We start from the raw sequence: 17,000 nt of genomic DNA, 5'->3' as shown, positions 1-17,000 counted from the left end.
ACATTGTTAATATATCAATTTAAGCAACACATTTCCTGTTGTAATGTGGGTACATTCTCGCAATACAGCGAACCGAATAACAAAAGCACGACACACGACGAGGAATCACCATGGCTAACTACTTCAATACACTGAATCTGCGCCAGCAGCTGGCGCAACTGGGTAAATGTCGCTTTATGGCGCGCGACGAATTCGCCGATGGCGCAAGTTACCTGCAGGGTAAAAAAGTGGTCATCGTCGGGTGTGGCGCGCAGGGCCTCAACCAGGGGCTGAATATGCGTGACTCCGGTCTGGACATCTCCTATGCACTGCGTGCAGAAGCGATTGCCGAAAAACGCGCTTCCTGGCGTAAAGCGACCGAGAACGGTTTCAAAGTTGGGACTTACGAAGAGCTGATCCCGCAGGCTGACCTGGTGGTTAACCTGACGCCGGACAAACAGCACTCTGATGTTGTGCGTTCTGTTCAGCCGCTGATGAAAGACGGCGCGGCGCTGGGCTACTCCCATGGTTTTAACATCGTGGAAGTGGGCGAGCAGATCCGTAAAGACATTACCGTTGTGATGGTAGCCCCGAAATGTCCGGGTACCGAAGTCCGTGAAGAGTACAAACGTGGTTTTGGTGTTCCGACCCTGATCGCGGTTCACCCGGAGAACGATCCGAAAGGCGAAGGTATGGCCATCGCCAAAGCCTGGGCTGCGGCGACCGGTGGTCACCGTGCCGGCGTGCTGGAGTCTTCCTTCGTTGCGGAAGTGAAATCTGACCTGATGGGCGAGCAGACGATTCTGTGCGGTATGCTGCAGGCGGGTTCTCTGTTGTGCTTCGACAAGCTGGTGGAAGAAGGTACTGACCCGGCATATGCAGAAAAACTGATTCAGTTCGGCTGGGAAACCATCACCGAAGCGCTGAAACAGGGCGGTATTACGCTGATGATGGACCGTCTGTCCAACCCGGCAAAATTGCGTGCTTACGCGCTGTCCGAACAACTGAAAGAGATTATGGCGCCGCTGTTCCAGAAACATATGGATGACATTATCTCCGGCGAATTCTCTTCCGGCATGATGGCGGACTGGGCGAACGACGATAAGAAACTGCTGACCTGGCGTGAAGAGACCGGTAAAACCGCGTTCGAAACCGCAGCCCAGTTCGATGGTAAAATTGGCGAGCAGGAGTACTTCGATAAAGGCGTTCTGATGATTGCGATGGTGAAAGCGGGCGTTGAGCTGGCCTTCGAAACCATGGTGGCATCGGGCATCATCGAAGAGTCTGCATACTACGAGTCACTGCACGAGCTGCCGCTGATTGCCAACACCATCGCCCGTAAGCGTCTGTACGAAATGAACGTGGTTATCTCTGATACCGCCGAATACGGTAACTACCTGTTCTCTTATGCTTGCGTACCGCTGCTGAAAGAGTTCATGACCACCCTGCAGACCGGCGACCTGGGCCAGGCTATTGCCGAAGGTTCCGTAGACAACGCGCAACTGCGTGATGTTAACGAGGCTATTCAGGCTCACCCGATTGAAGCCGTTGGTAAGAAACTGCGTGGCTATATGACCGATATGAAACGTATCGCTGTTGCGGGCTAACCAGGCGTCGGGTCGCTTTTTGCTGATCTGACTTGCCACTTCCTGTTTAAAAACCTGATGAGCGGATACGCCGTCAGGTTTTTTTACATCTAAAAAACATTCCATATCAATAAGATATTCGTCTCCTGCCATGAGTTTTCACTGGCATGATTGTTATTTAAATTTTTATGTAATATTGTAAGTTACATGAAAATAAATAACTCATTCTCAGCAACGCTACACATCCTGCTTCACATGGAGCAGGCGGATAAACCGATGACATCGGAACAGATGGCTGCTTTTATCGACGGCAACCCGGCATTTATACGTAAGCTTCTTGCCGGGCTGCGGGAAAGCCAGATTGTGTGTGCGACAAAAGGGCATCACGGTGGCTGGCGGCTTTGTCGCCCCGCCAGCGAAGTTACTCTCTACGATATCTATATCGCTTTAGGTTCCCCGGCGCTGTTTGCTTTGGGAAATCGTAGCGAGAATCCCCAGTGCCTGGTTGAACAAGGGGTTAACCGGGTGATGTCATCCACGCTTGCGGATGCGCAGTCGCTGATCCTGGAGCGCTTTAAAAACCTGACGTTGCAGGATGTGGGGGAAGAATTTATCAGTTACTTCAATGAAAAGGGCCATAACCATGTTTTCCACAATAATGACTGAGTTGACGACCTGCCTGATGATCGCCCTTGCTGCCAGCAGCATCTCCATGACGGTCACGCAAACAGAATTGTTTGCCGCATTTCGTGAATGGACTACTAAAAAGAACGCAATGATGGGGCACCTTTTCCAGTGCTTTTATTGCCTGAGTCATTGGGTGGTATTTGGCGGGATGCTGGTTTATCGCCCGGCGTTACTGCAAAGTGGTTTTGCGCTGATTGATTGGGTGATGACGGCGTTTATCACCATTACCCTGACGACCTTGATTAATGGCCTGATGTTTAAAGTTTTTCAGGCGGCTGTCAGCACACACGTCATGAAATTCGAAGCGCAAAAGACGCTGCAATCGCAGAAATAAAAAAACCGGCGTCGCTGGCTAATTACGGAGCACGCTGGTGCCCTCACCCCGGCCCTCTCCCACGGGGAGAGGGTGCAAACACTAAACGCCTTCTCCTGGAGAAGGCGTTGTTGTTTATTTCCGGTACAGCACTTTGATGATGTGGTAACCGAACTGGGTGTGCAGCGGACCGGTAGGCTCCAGCTCAGGGCAGGAGAAGACCACTTTATCGAAAGCCGGCACCATCTGACCCTGCTTAAACTCGCCTAAGTGGCCGCCTTTCTTGCCAGAAGGGCAAGTTGAGTGTTTTTTTGCCAGCTTCTCGAAATCGCCGCCATTTTTAAGCTGTTCAAGAAGATCGAGTGCCAGTTTCTCTTCTTTCACCAGAATATGCATTGCTGCCGCTGTTTTTGCCATGATTGCGCCTTGATGAGGTTGGGATAAATCCGGGCGCAATAGTAGCACGCGTTAGCGGCGATATAGCACCTTGATGATGTGATAACCAAACCTGGTTTTAACCGGACCGAAAGGTTGTAACAAGGGGCAACTGAATACGGCCTTATCGAAAGGCCCAACCATTACACCTTGTTTGAATTCACCCAGATCGCCGCCGTTACGTGCCGAAGGGCAGGAGGAATAACGCTTTGCCAGATGGTCGAAACTTGAGCCTTTCTCCAGCTTAGCCATAATTTCCTGCGCCAGTTTTTCGGTTTTCACCAGAATATGCAGCGCTGCCGCTGTCTTCGCCATGTTCGCGTTCCGTAGTTGAGAGAAGTCTCCACACTTTACCATTGGCGGGTAAATCTCTGGCAGGCTTTCTGCTACAATCCTCCCCCCGTTCGAAGATTGAGCAATACCCCCATGCGTTTAAATCCTGGCCAACAACAAGCTGTCGAATTTGTTACCGGTCCCTGCCTGGTGCTGGCGGGTGCTGGCTCGGGTAAAACCCGTGTGATCACCAATAAAATTGCCCACTTAATTCGGGAGTGCGGCTATCAGGCGCGGCATATCGCGGCGGTCACCTTTACTAACAAAGCTGCGCGCGAAATGAAAGAACGTGTGGCGCAGACGCTTGGCCGTAAAGAAGCACGTGGTTTGATGATTTCAACATTCCACACGTTGGGCCTGGATATTATTAAGCGGGAGTTTGCCGCACTGGGAATGAAATCCAATTTCTCCCTCTTTGACGATACCGATCAAGTGGCGCTGCTCAAAGAGCTGACCGAAGGGTTGATCGACGATGACAAAGTGGTGCTGCAGCAGCTGATCTCGACGATCTCCAACTGGAAAAACGATCTGCTGACGCCTTCCCAGGCAGCGGCAAAAGCGATGGGCGAACGGGATCGTATTTTTGCCCACTGCTACGGTCTTTACGATGCACATCTGAAAGCGTGCAATGTCCTCGACTTCGATGATCTGATTCTGTTACCGACACTGTTGCTACAGCGTAATGAAGAGGTGCGCGAGCGCTGGCAGAACAAAATCCGCTATCTGCTGGTGGATGAGTATCAGGACACCAACACCAGCCAATATGAGCTGGTCAGGCTGCTGGTCGGGCAGCGAGCGCGCTTTACCGTTGTGGGCGATGATGACCAGTCCATTTATTCCTGGCGTGGCGCGCGTCCCCAAAACCTTGTGCTGCTGAACGAAGATTTTCCGGCATTGCAGGTGATAAAGCTTGAGCAAAACTACCGCTCATCGGGACGCATTCTGAAAGCCGCAAACATCCTGATTGCGAACAATCCCCATGTGTTTGAAAAACGCCTTTTCTCTGAGCTGGGCTATGGCGCTGAGCTTAAGGTTCTGACGGCGAATAATGAGGAACATGAAGCGGAGCGTGTGACCGGGGAATTGATAGCTCATCACTTTATCAACAAGACGGAATACAAGGATTACGCCATCCTCTATCGCGGCAATCACCAGTCGCGTGTGTTCGAAAAATTCCTGATGCAAAACCGCATCCCGTATCGTATTTCCGGGGGGACATCATTTTTCTCGCGCCCCGAGATCAAGGATCTGCTGGCTTACTTACGCATACTGACTAATCAGGATGATGACAGCGCATTCCTGCGGGTAGTGAATACGCCGAAACGTGAAATTGGCCCTGCAACGCTGCAAAAGCTGGGGGAGTGGGCCACAACACGCAATAAGAGCTTATTTGCCGCCAGCTTTGATATGGGGCTAACGCAGACCCTGACCGGGCGTGGCTATGAATCGCTGACCCGTTTTACCCACTGGCTTGGCGAGATCCAGCGTCTGGCCGAGCGGGAGCCGATCGCCGCCGTGCGCGATCTGATTCATGATATTGATTATGAATCCTGGCTGTTTGAGACCTCACCCAGCCCGAAAGCCGCTGAAATGCGGATGAAAAACGTCAACACGCTCTTTTCCTGGATGACAGAGATGCTGGAAGGCGATGAGCTTAACGAGCCGATGACGCTTGACCAGGTTGTTACCCGCTTTACTCTGCGTGACATGATGGAGCGCGGTGAAAGCGATGAAGAGTCGGATCAAGTGCAACTGATGACGTTACACGCCTCAAAAGGGCTGGAGTTTCCGTATGTATTTATGGTGGGGATGGAGGAAGGTTTCCTGCCGCACCAAAGCAGTATTGATGAAGATAATATTGATGAAGAGCGTCGCCTTGCCTACGTGGGCATTACTCGCGCGCAGAAAGAACTGATCTTCACCTTATGCAAAGAGCGCCGTCAGTATGGTGAACTGGTGCGCCCTGAACCGAGCCGCTTCTTGCTGGAATTGCCGCAAGATGATGTGATTTGGGAGCAAGAGCGTAAGGTCATTACGGCAGAAGAAAGGATGCATAAGGGTCAGGCCAGTATCGCCAATATACGGGCGATGATGGCGAAAGCGAAAGAGAAATGATTTTCCCGCCTCTCCCGGTTTGGAGAGGCAGGAACGGTTTATTTCAACTCAAGCGGCCAGTGAACGTAACTTTGCCACTGACTTTCCTGTTCAATGACTTCTGCCCCTAACGGATGACTTTCCAGCCAGCCGTGCGGTAATACCAGGGTCAATGCTTCCCCTTTGGCAGAAATATCAATGTCAGGTAGAAGATCGTCGCGGCGACGGCTGGCAAAAATAATCGCCAGACGCAGTAAGCGGCAAAGATGTTCCGCCACTCTCGGTGGGACGGCATTTTGCTGATGCAAAGAAGAGAGATCAACCGGGTTAGTCTGGTTTAATAACAGCGTTGCGAGCAGCTTTTTCTGTGCTGGCGTAAACCCAGGTAAGTCCAGATTGCGTACCAGCCATGCTGCGTGCAGCGGCGCCTGTTTAAATTCAATGCTCAGGCCAATTTCATGCAATTCGCTGGCAACTTGCAGAATTTCGATGCTATATGCATCTAAATCCCACTCATGAGCGACCGCGCTGGCAAATTGTGTCGCCAGGGTGGATACGCGTTTCGCCTGGTCGGTGTCGATGATAAAACGGCGCTGGATGTTACGCAGCGTGCGACGGCGGATATCTTGATCAACGGCCAGATGCAGCATGCCATAGACCAGCCCTTCGCGCAGCGCGCCGCCAGCCAGCGTCATACTCTGGATATTCATTTCGGTGAAAATGGCGATGAGAATAGCCAGCCCGCTCGGAAAAACCAGCGCACGTTCCAGCGTGAGGCCTTCAATCTCCAGCTCTTCCAGACGCCCGCACTGGATGGCCCGCTGTTTTAACTGCTGGAGTTTGGGCAGGGTGATACGTTCATCCATCCCCTGGGCCATCATGATTTCCTGCAATGCCTGTACGGTACCGGAAGCACCAACACAGACCTGCCAGCCGTGATGGCGAAGTTCATCAGCAACCGGGCGTAAAACATCGCGCGCGGCTTTTTCCGCAGCGTCGAAATTTTCCTGCCCAAGATTACGGTCGGTGAAAAAACGCTCAAGCCAGGTTACACAGCCCATGGACAGGCTGAACAGCGATGTCGCCTGGGCACCAGTTCCGGTAACAAGCTCTGTACTGGCGCCACCAATATCGACAACGAGCCGCTGATCGGAACCGCCTGTTGTATGCGCAACGCCCTGATAAATAAGACGGGCTTCTTCCTCGCCGCTGATGACCTGCACCGGACAGCCGAGGATCTCCTGCGCTCTGCTGATGAACTCACCGGCATTGACTGCCAGACGAAGCGTCGCCGTGGCGACGACACGAATTTGTGCCGGAGGGATATCCTGAAGCCTTTCCGAAAAAAGGCGCAGACACTGCCAGCCGCGCTCCATTGCTTCCTGTGAAAGCACGTTTTCCTGGCTCAAACCTGCTGCCAGGCGAACTTTACGTTTGATGCGGGTAAGCGTCTGGATGCTTCCAGCCACCTCGCGCACAACCAGCATATGAAAACTGTTTGAGCCTAAATCAATAGCCGCATAGAGCGAGGCGGAAGCGAGCATATTTTTTAACCTGAACGACGACGATTACGTGGTGCACCGCTGCGGCGCGGACCATTGCCAGAACGCGTACGCGTCAGGCGTTTCGCGGGTGGCAGATCACTTAACAGGGCATCCGGATTGTACTTGCTGACCGGAATAGAGTGTCCAATGTATGTTTCAATCGCCGGTAGGTTCAGTGCGTATTCTTCACACGCCAGGCTGATAGAGTGACCACTGGCGCCAGCACGACCGGTACGGCCAATACGGTGGACGTAGTCTTCACAGTCATCCGGCAGATCGTAGTTGAATACGTGTGTCACAGCAGGAATATGCAGACCGCGCGCGGCAACGTCAGTTGCGACCAGAATATCCAGATCGCCGCGGGTGAATTCATCGAGAATACGCAGGCGTTTTTTCTGTGCGACATCGCCAGTCAGCAAACCAACACGATGACCGTCTGCGGCAAGGCTGCCCCAGATATCTTCACAACGGTGTTTGGTGTTGGCAAAGACGATAGCGCGATCCGGCCATTCTTCTTCGATTAAGGTTTGTAGCAGACGCATCTTCTCTTCATTAGAAGGGTAGAAGAGCTCTTCTTTAATACGGTGGCCTGTTTTCTGCTCCGGTTCGACTTCCACGTACTCAGCGTTGTTCATCTGCTCGAAAGCCAGTTCGCGAACACGGTAAGAGAGTGTGGCGGAGAAAAGCATGTTCAGACGCGCAGTTGCCGGAGGCATGCGGCGGAACAACCAGCGGATATCTTTGATAAAGCCCAGATCGTACATGCGATCGGCTTCGTCGAGAACCACGACCTGAATCGCGCCCAGGTTAATATGGTTCTGTTTTGCGTAATCGATAAGGCGACCGGTGGTGCCGATAAGAATATCGACGCCGCTCTCAAGCACTTTTAACTGCTTGTCATAACCGTCGCCGCCATAAGCCAGGCCCAGCTTCATGCCGGTAGACTGCGCCAGCGGTTCAGCATCAGCGTGGATTTGCACAGCCAATTCACGGGTTGGCGCCATAATAAGCGCGCGCGGCTGATTCACCTTGCGATCATCGATCGCCGGATGAGAAAGAAGATAATGAAACGTTGACGTTAAAAACGCCATCGTTTTGCCAGTACCGGTTTGCGCCTGCCCTGCAACATCACGACCTTCCAGCGTCAGCGGGAGAGCCAGTGCCTGTATGGGCGTACAATTATGAAACCCTTTAGTTTCAAGGGCTTCGATCACCTTAGGGTGCAGGGCGAAGTCGGAAAACTTCTGTTCAGTTAAATGTGTTTTGCTCATAGTGTGGTAGAATATCAGCTTACTATTGCTTTACGAAAGCGTATCCGGTGAAATAAAGTCAACCTTTAGTTGGTTAATGTGGCATCAACACGATGCTGTTTTATGCTACACCAACACCAACACACCAGGCTTATTCCTGTGGAGTTATATATGAGCGATAAAATTATTCACCTGACTGACGATAGTTTTGACACGGATGTACTCAAAGCGGACGGGCTGGTTCTCGTCGATTTCTGGGCAGAGTGGTGCGGTCCGTGCAAAATGATCGCCCCGATCCTGGATGAAGTCGCTAGCGAATACGAAGGTAAACTGACCGTCGCGAAGCTGAATATCGACCAGAATCCAGGTACTGCGCCGAAGTACGGTATCCGTGGTATCCCGACCCTGCTGCTGTTTAAAAACGGCGAAGTGGCTGCGACCAAAGTGGGCGCGCTGTCCAAAGGTCAACTGAAAGAGTTCCTGGACGCTAATCTGGCGTAACTCCTCGAATCTCAGCCGGTGCGCCAGCCTTCTAAATTATGTGGATCGCTGGACGCCCGGCTTCAGTCGTGCTAATTTAGTTTTGACTTCGTTGTAAACATACCTTGTAGTTTGAATCTTGTGTTACCCGACGCTTCCCGCTGAGCTTTGCCTCGCGAGAGAAGTGGATAGATTCCGGGCTTATCATTTTTCCGTCTTGTCGTTTCAGTTCTGCGTATTTACCTTTGACCAGGCAGCGATTGGACATAAGTGATGGCCGTTAACAGGCATGGATGACCCTGCCATACCATTCACAACATTAAGTTCGAGTTTTACCCCGAGTTTAAGAACCCACACCACTATGAATCTTACCGAATTAAAGAATACGCCGGTTTCTGAGCTGATCACTCTCGGCGAAAATATGGGGCTGGAAAACCTGGCCCGTATGCGCAAGCAGGACATTATTTTTGCCATCCTGAAGCAGCACGCAAAGAGTGGCGAAGATATCTTTGGCGACGGTGTGCTGGAGATTCTGCAGGATGGATTTGGTTTCCTCCGCTCCGCAGACAGCTCCTACCTCGCCGGTCCTGATGACATCTACGTATCCCCCAGCCAAATCCGCCGTTTCAACCTCCGCACTGGTGACACCATTTCTGGTAAGATTCGTCCTCCAAAAGAGGGTGAACGTTACTTTGCGTTGTTGAAAGTTAACGAGGTTAACTACGACAAGCCGGAGAACGCGCGTAACAAGATTCTGTTCGAGAACTTAACGCCGCTGCACGCGAACTCTCGCCTGCGCATGGAACGGGGTAACGGTTCTACCGAAGATTTGACGGCACGTGTCCTGGACCTGGCTTCGCCAATTGGCCGCGGTCAGCGTGGTTTGATTGTTGCACCGCCGAAAGCTGGTAAAACGATGCTGCTGCAGAATATTGCGCAGAGCATTGCCTACAACCACCCGGATTGCGTACTGATGGTTCTGCTCATCGACGAACGTCCGGAAGAAGTGACCGAGATGCAGCGTCTGGTTAAAGGTGAAGTTGTCGCTTCCACCTTCGACGAACCAGCATCTCGTCACGTTCAGGTTGCGGAAATGGTGATTGAGAAGGCTAAGCGCCTGGTTGAGCACAAGAAAGACGTTATCATTCTGCTCGACTCTATCACCCGTCTGGCGCGTGCGTATAACACCGTGGTTCCCGCTTCCGGTAAAGTCTTGACCGGTGGTGTGGATGCCAACGCCCTGCACCGTCCGAAGCGTTTCTTCGGTGCTGCACGTAACGTGGAAGAGGGTGGTAGCCTGACCATTATCGCTACTGCGCTTATCGACACCGGCTCCAAAATGGATGAAGTTATCTACGAAGAGTTTAAAGGCACCGGTAACATGGAGCTGCATCTCTCCCGTAAGATCGCTGAAAAACGTGTCTTCCCGGCTATCGACTACAACCGTTCCGGTACCCGTAAAGAAGAGCTGCTCACCACGCAAGAAGAGCTGCAGAAAATGTGGATCCTGCGCAAAATCATTCACCCGATGGGTGAAATCGACGCGATGGAGTTCCTCATTAATAAACTGGCGATGACGAAGACGAACGATGAATTCTTCGACATGATGAAACGCTCTTAATAGAAATAAAGCCAGGAAACGCCACGTTTTTACGTGGCGTTTTTCATTTGTGGACTATACGCTATATGCATTGGGACAGGCACCGTCCGCTACAGGCCAGCTCAACACAAATACCTAAGCAATCACACTATTCTGCTTGCTTAAGAAACATACTAAAACGCCTGTGAATGACCTGCTTTCTTCTTTTTGGAGCGAGGCATCGTCGTTATACTGCCAGGATTAACATTCGCTGAGAGCATGCATTGTGAATTTACTCACTGCGTTTACTGAATTATTCAGTATTTTCTTATTCACGACCGCGTTTTTATTTTTCGCCCGAAAAATGGCGAAGCGTGTCGGTCTGGTGGATAAGCCCAACTTTCGTAAACGGCATCAGGGTTTGATTCCGCTGGTTGGGGGCATCTCAGTGTTCGCCGGTATCTGCTTTACCTTCGGCATTGCTGATTACTACATTCCCCATGCGGTGCTGTATCTGTGCTGCGCCGGGATTCTGGTGTTCGTGGGCGCGCTCGATGACCGCTACGACATCAGTGTCAAAATTCGCGCAATGATTCAGGCAATTATTGCGATCGTAATGATGTCGGTTGGTAAACTTTACCTCAGCAGTCTGGGCTACATCTTTGGTACCTGGGAAATGGTGCTGGGGCCCTTTGGGTATCTGCTGACGCTCTTTGCCGTTTGGGCTGCCATTAACGCCTTCAACATGGTTGATGGTATTGACGGTTTGCTGGGAGGATTGTCCTGCGTCTCCTTTGCCGCAATCGGCATCATCTTGTGGTTTGATGGTCAAATCAGCCTCGCGATGTGGTGCTTTGCCATGATTGCCGCGATCCTGCCGTACATCATGTTGAACCTCGGCGTACTGGGGCGGCGCTATAAAGTCTTTATGGGCGATGCCGGCAGTACCTTTATCGGTTTCACACTTATCTGGATTTTGCTTGAGACTACGCAGGGTAAGACCCACCCTATAAGCCCGGTTACCGCGTTGTGGATTATCGCGATCCCATTAATGGATATGGTGGCGATCATGTATCGTCGCTTGCGTAAAGGGATGAGTCCGTTCTCCGCGGACCGCCAGCATATTCACCATCTTATTATGCGCGCCGGGTTTACCTCACGGCAGGCCTTTGTGTTGATTACACTTGCCGCGGCGCTGCTGGCGTCGGTTGGTGTATTAACCGAATATCTTCACTTCATTCCTGAATGGGTGATGTTGGCATTATTTTTGCTATCCTTTTTCTTATATGGCTACTGCATCAAACGCGCATGGAAAGTGGCGCGGTTGATAAAGCGTGTGAAGCGCAGAATGCGCCGTAATAGCGGTCACAAACCAACCTTAACCAAGTAAATCTGGGAAAGCGATGACTCAACCATTGTCGGGAACACCTTCAGCGGGTACGGAAAACGAGCTGGATATTCGTGGTCTTTTTCGTACTTTATGGGCCGGAAAATTATGGATTTGCGGGATTGCGCTACTGTTTGCGTTAATCGCCTTAACGTGGACATTCTTTGCTCGTCAGGAGTGGGGGGCAACAGCCATCACCGATCGTCCCACGGTAAACATGCTGGGTGGCTATTATTCACAACAACAGTTCCTGCGTAACCTGGACGTTAAAGCGAGTCTCGCACCTGTAGACCAGATTTCTGTCATGGATGAAGCGTATAAAGAGTTTGTGATGCAACTGGCGTCATGGGATACACGGCGTGACTTCTGGATGCAGACGGACTATTTCAAGCAGCGGAAAGTCGGTAACAGCAAAGCAGACGCCGCAATGCTGGATGATTTAATCAACTACATCCAGTACACGCCGGGCGATGTGACGCGTAACCTTAATGACAATGTCAAACTGACGGCTGAAACTGCGCCTGATGCTAATAATTTGTTGCGTCAGTATGTGGCTTTTGCCAGCCAGCGCGCTGCACGCCATCTCAACGATGAGCTTAAAGGAGCATGGGCGGCTCGTACTATCCAGATGAAAGCGCAGGTGAAGCGTCAGGAAGAGGTTGCCAATACCCTTTTTAATCGCCGCGTGAGTAGCGTTGAGCAGGCGCTGAAAGTGGCAGAAGAACACAATATCTCCCGCAGCGAAACAGAAGTCCCGGTGGATGAACTGCCGGATTCTGAGATGTTTTTGTTAGGCCGCCCAATGTTGCAGGCGCGCCTGGAAAATTTGCGTGCGGTAGGGCCTGAGTACGATTTGGACTACTTCCAAAACCGAGCCATGCTTAATACGCTGAATGTGGGCCCTACGCTTGATCCCCGCTTTCAGACTTATCGATATTTGCGCACACCTGAAGAACCGGTAAAACGCGACAGCCCGCGTCGTGCCTTCCTGATGATCATGTGGGGTGTGGTAGGGGCACTCATCGGAGCTGGTGTTGCATTAACGCGTCGTCGATCATTTTGACACGCAATCTAAGATGAAGGCTTCGTGCCTTCATTACCTAATCGAAGAGAATCGTTGTGAAAGTACTGACCGTATTTGGCACACGACCGGAAGCCATTAAGATGGCGCCTCTGGTACACGCGCTGGCAAGGGACCCTGATTTCGACGCAAAGGTATGCGTCACTGCGCAGCATCGGGAAATGCTCGATCAGGTATTGAAACTTTTTTCTATCGTTCCGGATTACGACCTGAATATTATGCAGCCCGGGCAGGGACTGACAGAAATTACTTGTCGTATTCTGGAAGGGCTTAAACCTATCCTGGAATCTTTCCGTCCTGATGTCGTATTGGTTCACGGCGACACGACAACCACTATCGCTGCAAGTCTGGCTGCGTTTTATCAGCGCATTCCTGTCGGGCATGTGGAAGCAGGGTTGCGTACGGGGGATCTGTCATCGCCGTGGCCGGAAGAGGCCAATCGCACGTTAACTGGTCATCTGGCGCTGTATCATTTCGCGCCGACGGAAAACTCCCGCCATAACTTGCTGCGGGAAAACGTTGCGGATAAACATATTTTTGTTACCGGCAATACCGTTATTGATGCGCTGTTTTGGGTGCGGGATAGCGTCCTGAACAACCCTTCGCTTGAGGAAGAACTGGCATCACGTTATCCCTTCCTCGACGGCAATAAAAAACTGATTCTGGTTACCGGGCACCGTCGTGAGAGTTTTGGTCTCGGCTTTGAGCATATTTGTCATGCGCTGGCGGAAATTGCTTCACAGCATGACGATGTGCAGATTGTTTATCCGGTACACCTTAATCCCAATGTCAGCGAACCCGTGAACCGTATCCTCGGTCATGTGGAAAATGTCACGCTGATAGAGCCGCAAGACTACTTACCCTTCCTGTGGTTAATGAATCGCGCCTGGCTGATTCTCACCGATTCCGGTGGGATTCAGGAAGAAGCCCCTTCGCTGGGTAAACCCGTTCTGGTGATGCGTGACACCACCGAACGCCCGGAAGCCATTGAAGCCGGGACCGTCAGGTTAATTGGCACCGACAGCCAGCGTATCGTTGAGGAAGTATCACGCCTGCTTTATGACAATGATGCCTGGCAGGCCATGAGCCATGCGCACAATCCGTACGGAGACGGGCAGGCCTGTGGTCGAATTTTGCATGCACTAAAAAACAATCGGGTAACATTATGAGTTTCAAAACGATTTCCGTCATTGGCCTTGGCTATATTGGACTGCCAACTGCGGCGGCTTTCGCCTCACGGCAAAAAGAGGTAGTAGGGATTGATGTTAATCCCCATGCCGTGGAGACCATTAATCGCGGGAAGATTCATATTGTTGAGCCTGAACTGGACATGGTCGTCAAAACCGCCGTTGAAGGCGGCTGGCTGCGCGCCAGCACGACGCCGGTGGCAGCGGATGCCTATTTAATTGCCGTTCCCACCCCTTTTAAAGGCCAACACGAGCCGGATATGACTTTTGTCGAAACGGCGGCAAAATCCATTGCGCCTGTGCTGAAAAAAGGCTCGCTGGTTATTCTTGAATCGACATCGCCGGTGGGCGCGACGGAGCAAATGGCAGAGTGGCTGGCCGCTGCTCGTCCGGACTTAACTTTCCCACAGCAGGTGGGAGAGCAGGCTGATATCAACATTGCCTATTGCCCGGAGCGCGTTCTGCCCGGCCAGGTCATGGTTGAGCTTATCAAGAATGACCGGGTCATTGGCGGTATGACGCCCGTATGCTCGGCACGCGCCAGCGAGCTGTATAACATTTTCCTCGAAGGCGAGTGTGTGGTGACGAACTCCCGCACCGCTGAAATGTGCAAATTGACGGAAAATAGCTTCCGCGACGTGAACATCGCGTTTGCCAATGAATTGTCGCTCATTTGTGCCGACCAGGGCATCAATGTCTGGGAACTGATTCGCCTGGCTAATCGCCACCCTCGCGTGAATATTCTGCAGCCTGGCCCTGGCGTAGGCGGTCACTGTATTGCCGTCGATCCGTGGTTTATTGTGGCGCAGAACCCACAGCAGGCCCGCTTGATTCGTACCGCGCGTGAAGTGAACGATAGCAAACCACACTGGGTATTGAACCAGGTTAAAGCAACCGTCGCCGATTGCCTGGCCGCAAGCGATAAGCGTGCCAGCGACATCAAAATTGCCTGTTTCGGTCTGGCATTTAAACCCAATATTGACGACCTGCGTGAAAGCCCGGCGATGGAAATTGCCCACAGCATTGCCGAGTGGCATAGCGGTGAAACGCTGGTGGTAGAGCCGAACATTCATCAGTTGCCGCCGCGTCTGGCAGGCCAAAGTACTCTGGTCAGTCTTGAGGACGCAATGGCGCAGGCTGATGTACTGGTTATGCTGGTCGATCACAAAGAGTTCAAAGCCATCGCGGGTGACAATGTGCGCCAGCAATACATTGTTGATACCAAAGGCGTATGGCGCTGAGGTTACCTCCCATGACACTACACGGCAACATTGACGAACTGGCATGGGAGAGTGAATTCTTTGGCCTGCGCAGCGCCATCGTGCGTTTGCAGGAGGATGCGCCGGCGCTTGATGTTTCTGCGTTCGACGGCTGGCCGCGCCTACAGGCGAAAATTTCCGCATCCAATACGCAACAGCTTGATGCTCTGCAACATTTTGGCTTTCGTCTGGTCGAAGGCGAAGCGGATTTCGCATTATCGGTTCCGCTACAGGCTGTTAATCCGCAGGCGCAGACGGCGGTAGCCGGTGATATCGCACCGTTACGTCAGATGGCGGAAAATATGTTCAGTCAGAGCCGCTTTCGCGCGCCCTGGTACCCTGAGGAGGCCAGTGGGCGTTTTTACGCGCAGTGGATTGAAAACGCGGTGAAAGGCGTATTTGACCATCAATGCCTGCTGTTTCGCGGAGCAAATGGCGATATCGAGGCTTTTGTCTCCCTGCGTCAACTCAATGAACAGGAAGCCAGGATCGGTTTACTGGGCGGGCGTGGCGCGGGGGAAAAATTGATGCAGGCGGCCTGTTATTGGGCGCAACAGCGGCAACTTAAGACAATCCGTGTGGCGACGCAGATGGGCAATCTTGCGGCTATCAGACGCTACACTCGCAGCGGTGCGATAATGGAAAGCACCGCCTACTGGTTATACAGGTGACTCTATGATCCCTTTTAATGCACCTCCTGTGGTGGGAACGGAACTCGACTACATGCAGTCGGCGATGGGCAGCGGCAAACTTTGCGGTGACGGTGGTTTTACCCGTCGCTGTCAGCAGTGGATGGAACAGCGTTTCCATAGCCCGAAAGTGCTACTGACCCCCTCCTGTACGGCATCGCTGGAGATGGCGGCGCTGCTGCTGGATATTCAGCCTGGCGATGAAGTGATCATGCCAAGCTACACCTTTGTTTCTACCGCTAACGCTTTTGTACTGCGTGGCGCGAAAATCGTATTTGTGGATATCCGCCCGGATACGCTGAATATCGACGAAACTCGCATTGAAGAGGCCATCACGGAAAATACCCGCGCCATTGTGCCGGTTCACTATGCCGGTGTGGCCTGTGAAATGGACACCATTATGGCGATTGCCAAACGGCATGATCTGTTTGTGGTGGAAGATGCCGCGCAGGGTGTGATGTCCACCTATAAAGGTCGGGCGTTGGGCACTATCGGGCACATTGGCTGCTTTAGCTTCCATGAAACCAAAAACTACACCGCGGGCGGTGAGGGCGGCGCGACGCTGATTAACGACCGCGCGCTGGTTGAACGCGCGGAAGTCATCCGCGAAAAAGGGACCAACCGCAGTCAGTTCTTCCGTGGGCAGGTGGATAAATACACCTGGCGCGATATCGGTTCGAGCTATCTGATGGCGGATTTGCAGGCGGCCTATCTATGGGCGCAGCTTGAAGCAGCAGATCGTATCAATCAGCAGCGTTTATCCCTGTGGCAAACCTATTTCGATGCCTTGTCGCCGCTGGCACGCGCCGGGCGTATTACGCTGCCGTCGATTCCCGAAGAGTGCGGGCATAACGCCCATATGTTTTATATCAAGCTGCGTGACGAAGAAGATCGCAGCAAGCTCATCGCCTTCCTGAAAGAGGCCGAGATTCTCTCTGTGTTCCATTATATTCCGCTGCACGCATCACCTGCCGGGGCGAAATTTGGTGAGTTCCACGGTGAGGATCGTTATACGACGCAGGAAAGTGAGCGTTTGCTTCGTCTGCCTCTGTTCTACAATCTCGCCCCTGTTAACCAGCGTACCGTGATTAACACGTTACTGAGCTATTTCCGCTAA

The 17,000-nt window shown here is 52.2% G+C and carries 16 protein-coding genes; 12 read left to right on the top strand and 4 right to left on the bottom strand.

Annotated elements, in window-relative coordinates:
- The first annotated feature begins 110 nt into the window (after nucleotides 1-110).
- From ilvC to ACS0RQ_RS26440, 3 genes are all read left to right on the top strand, one after another.
- Nucleotides 111-1,586: a ketol-acid reductoisomerase gene (gene ilvC / locus ACS0RQ_RS26450; RefSeq protein ID WP_071195545.1), complete on the top strand. Its 1,476-nt coding sequence runs from the start codon at nucleotides 111-113 to the stop codon at nucleotides 1,584-1,586.
- A 186-nt stretch (nucleotides 1,587-1,772) separates the two neighbouring features.
- The gene (locus ACS0RQ_RS26445) at nucleotides 1,773-2,231 is read left to right on the top strand and encodes an Rrf2 family transcriptional regulator (protein ID WP_271850785.1); all 459 of its coding nucleotides are present in this window, start codon (nucleotides 1,773-1,775) and stop codon (nucleotides 2,229-2,231) included.
- A complete protein-coding gene (locus ACS0RQ_RS26440; RefSeq protein ID WP_271850786.1) occupies nucleotides 2,209-2,586 on the top strand; it encodes a DUF1360 domain-containing protein in 378 nt (125 codons plus the stop codon). Before ACS0RQ_RS26445 ends, ACS0RQ_RS26440 begins: the two co-directional genes overlap by 23 nt.
- Nucleotides 2,587-2,700: 114 nt before the next feature.
- On the opposite strand, the gene ppiC (ACS0RQ_RS26435) is transcribed toward ACS0RQ_RS26440, so the two are convergent.
- Entirely contained in the window at nucleotides 2,701-2,982 is a 282-nt protein-coding gene (gene ppiC, locus ACS0RQ_RS26435; RefSeq protein ID WP_039077006.1) for a peptidylprolyl isomerase PpiC, read from the bottom strand.
- A gap of 51 nt (nucleotides 2,983-3,033) precedes the next feature.
- Entirely contained in the window at nucleotides 3,034-3,315 is a 282-nt protein-coding gene (ppiC, locus tag ACS0RQ_RS26430; protein ID WP_039077007.1) for a peptidylprolyl isomerase PpiC, read from the bottom strand.
- Between the two features lie 111 nt (nucleotides 3,316-3,426).
- Between ppiC (ACS0RQ_RS26430) and rep the strand changes: the two genes are divergently transcribed.
- Complete coding sequence (gene rep / locus ACS0RQ_RS26425) at nucleotides 3,427-5,448, top strand: DNA helicase Rep (RefSeq protein ID WP_271850787.1); 2,022 nt, start codon at nucleotides 3,427-3,429, stop codon at nucleotides 5,446-5,448.
- Nucleotides 5,449-5,486: 38 nt separating this feature from the next.
- On the opposite strand, the gene gppA is transcribed toward rep, so the two are convergent.
- Nucleotides 5,487-6,971: a guanosine-5'-triphosphate,3'-diphosphate diphosphatase gene (gene gppA / locus ACS0RQ_RS26420; protein ID WP_271850788.1), complete on the bottom strand. Its 1,485-nt coding sequence runs from the start codon at nucleotides 6,969-6,971 to the stop codon at nucleotides 5,487-5,489.
- 5 nt (nucleotides 6,972-6,976) lie between these two features.
- Nucleotides 6,977-8,242 carry an ATP-dependent RNA helicase RhlB gene (gene rhlB, locus ACS0RQ_RS26415; RefSeq protein ID WP_047372315.1) on the bottom strand — a complete coding sequence of 422 codons (1,266 nt, stop codon included), beginning with the start codon at nucleotides 8,240-8,242 and terminating at the stop codon, nucleotides 6,977-6,979.
- Between the two features lie 150 nt (nucleotides 8,243-8,392).
- Here rhlB and trxA point away from each other — a divergent pair, with 150 nt between their 5' ends.
- The 8 genes from trxA to rffA all read left to right on the top strand — a co-directional run bounded on the left by trxA (nucleotide 8,393) and on the right by rffA (nucleotide 17,000).
- Nucleotides 8,393-8,722, top strand: a complete 330-nt coding sequence (gene trxA / locus ACS0RQ_RS26410) for a thioredoxin TrxA (RefSeq protein WP_039077011.1) — start codon at nucleotides 8,393-8,395, stop codon at nucleotides 8,720-8,722.
- 340 nt (nucleotides 8,723-9,062) lie between these two features.
- Nucleotides 9,063-10,322, top strand: a complete 1,260-nt coding sequence (gene rho, locus ACS0RQ_RS26405) for a transcription termination factor Rho (RefSeq protein WP_023479599.1) — start codon at nucleotides 9,063-9,065, stop codon at nucleotides 10,320-10,322.
- Nucleotides 10,323-10,566: 244 nt separating this feature from the next.
- Nucleotides 10,567-11,670: a UDP-N-acetylglucosamine--undecaprenyl-phosphate N-acetylglucosaminephosphotransferase gene (gene wecA / locus ACS0RQ_RS26400; RefSeq protein WP_039077012.1), complete on the top strand. Its 1,104-nt coding sequence runs from the start codon at nucleotides 10,567-10,569 to the stop codon at nucleotides 11,668-11,670.
- A 13-nt stretch (nucleotides 11,671-11,683) separates the two neighbouring features.
- Complete coding sequence (wzzE, locus tag ACS0RQ_RS26395) at nucleotides 11,684-12,730, top strand: ECA polysaccharide chain length modulation protein (RefSeq protein ID WP_071195547.1); 1,047 nt, start codon at nucleotides 11,684-11,686, stop codon at nucleotides 12,728-12,730.
- A 56-nt stretch (nucleotides 12,731-12,786) separates the two neighbouring features.
- Nucleotides 12,787-13,917, top strand: a complete 1,131-nt coding sequence (gene wecB / locus ACS0RQ_RS26390; RefSeq protein ID WP_334633867.1) for a non-hydrolyzing UDP-N-acetylglucosamine 2-epimerase — start codon at nucleotides 12,787-12,789, stop codon at nucleotides 13,915-13,917.
- Nucleotides 13,914-15,176 (top strand): UDP-N-acetyl-D-mannosamine dehydrogenase, encoded by a 1,263-nt coding sequence (gene wecC / locus ACS0RQ_RS26385; protein WP_271850790.1) that lies wholly within the window; start codon nucleotides 13,914-13,916, stop codon nucleotides 15,174-15,176. Before wecB ends, wecC begins: the two co-directional genes overlap by 4 nt.
- An 11-nt stretch (nucleotides 15,177-15,187) precedes the next feature.
- Nucleotides 15,188-15,865, top strand: coding sequence for a dTDP-4-amino-4,6-dideoxy-D-galactose acyltransferase (rffC, locus tag ACS0RQ_RS26380; protein ID WP_271850791.1), 678 nt, complete (start codon nucleotides 15,188-15,190; stop codon nucleotides 15,863-15,865).
- Between the two features lie 4 nt (nucleotides 15,866-15,869).
- Nucleotides 15,870-17,000: a dTDP-4-amino-4,6-dideoxygalactose transaminase gene (rffA, locus tag ACS0RQ_RS26375; protein ID WP_039077017.1), complete on the top strand. Its 1,131-nt coding sequence runs from the start codon at nucleotides 15,870-15,872 to the stop codon at nucleotides 16,998-17,000.

It is taken from the genome of Phytobacter diazotrophicus (assembly GCF_052061655.1).
GTDB classification, from domain to species: domain Bacteria; phylum Pseudomonadota; class Gammaproteobacteria; order Enterobacterales; family Enterobacteriaceae; genus Phytobacter; species Phytobacter diazotrophicus.
Note: the sequence above shows the minus strand (reverse complement) of the source record. Positions and strands in the feature narration are given on the sequence as shown.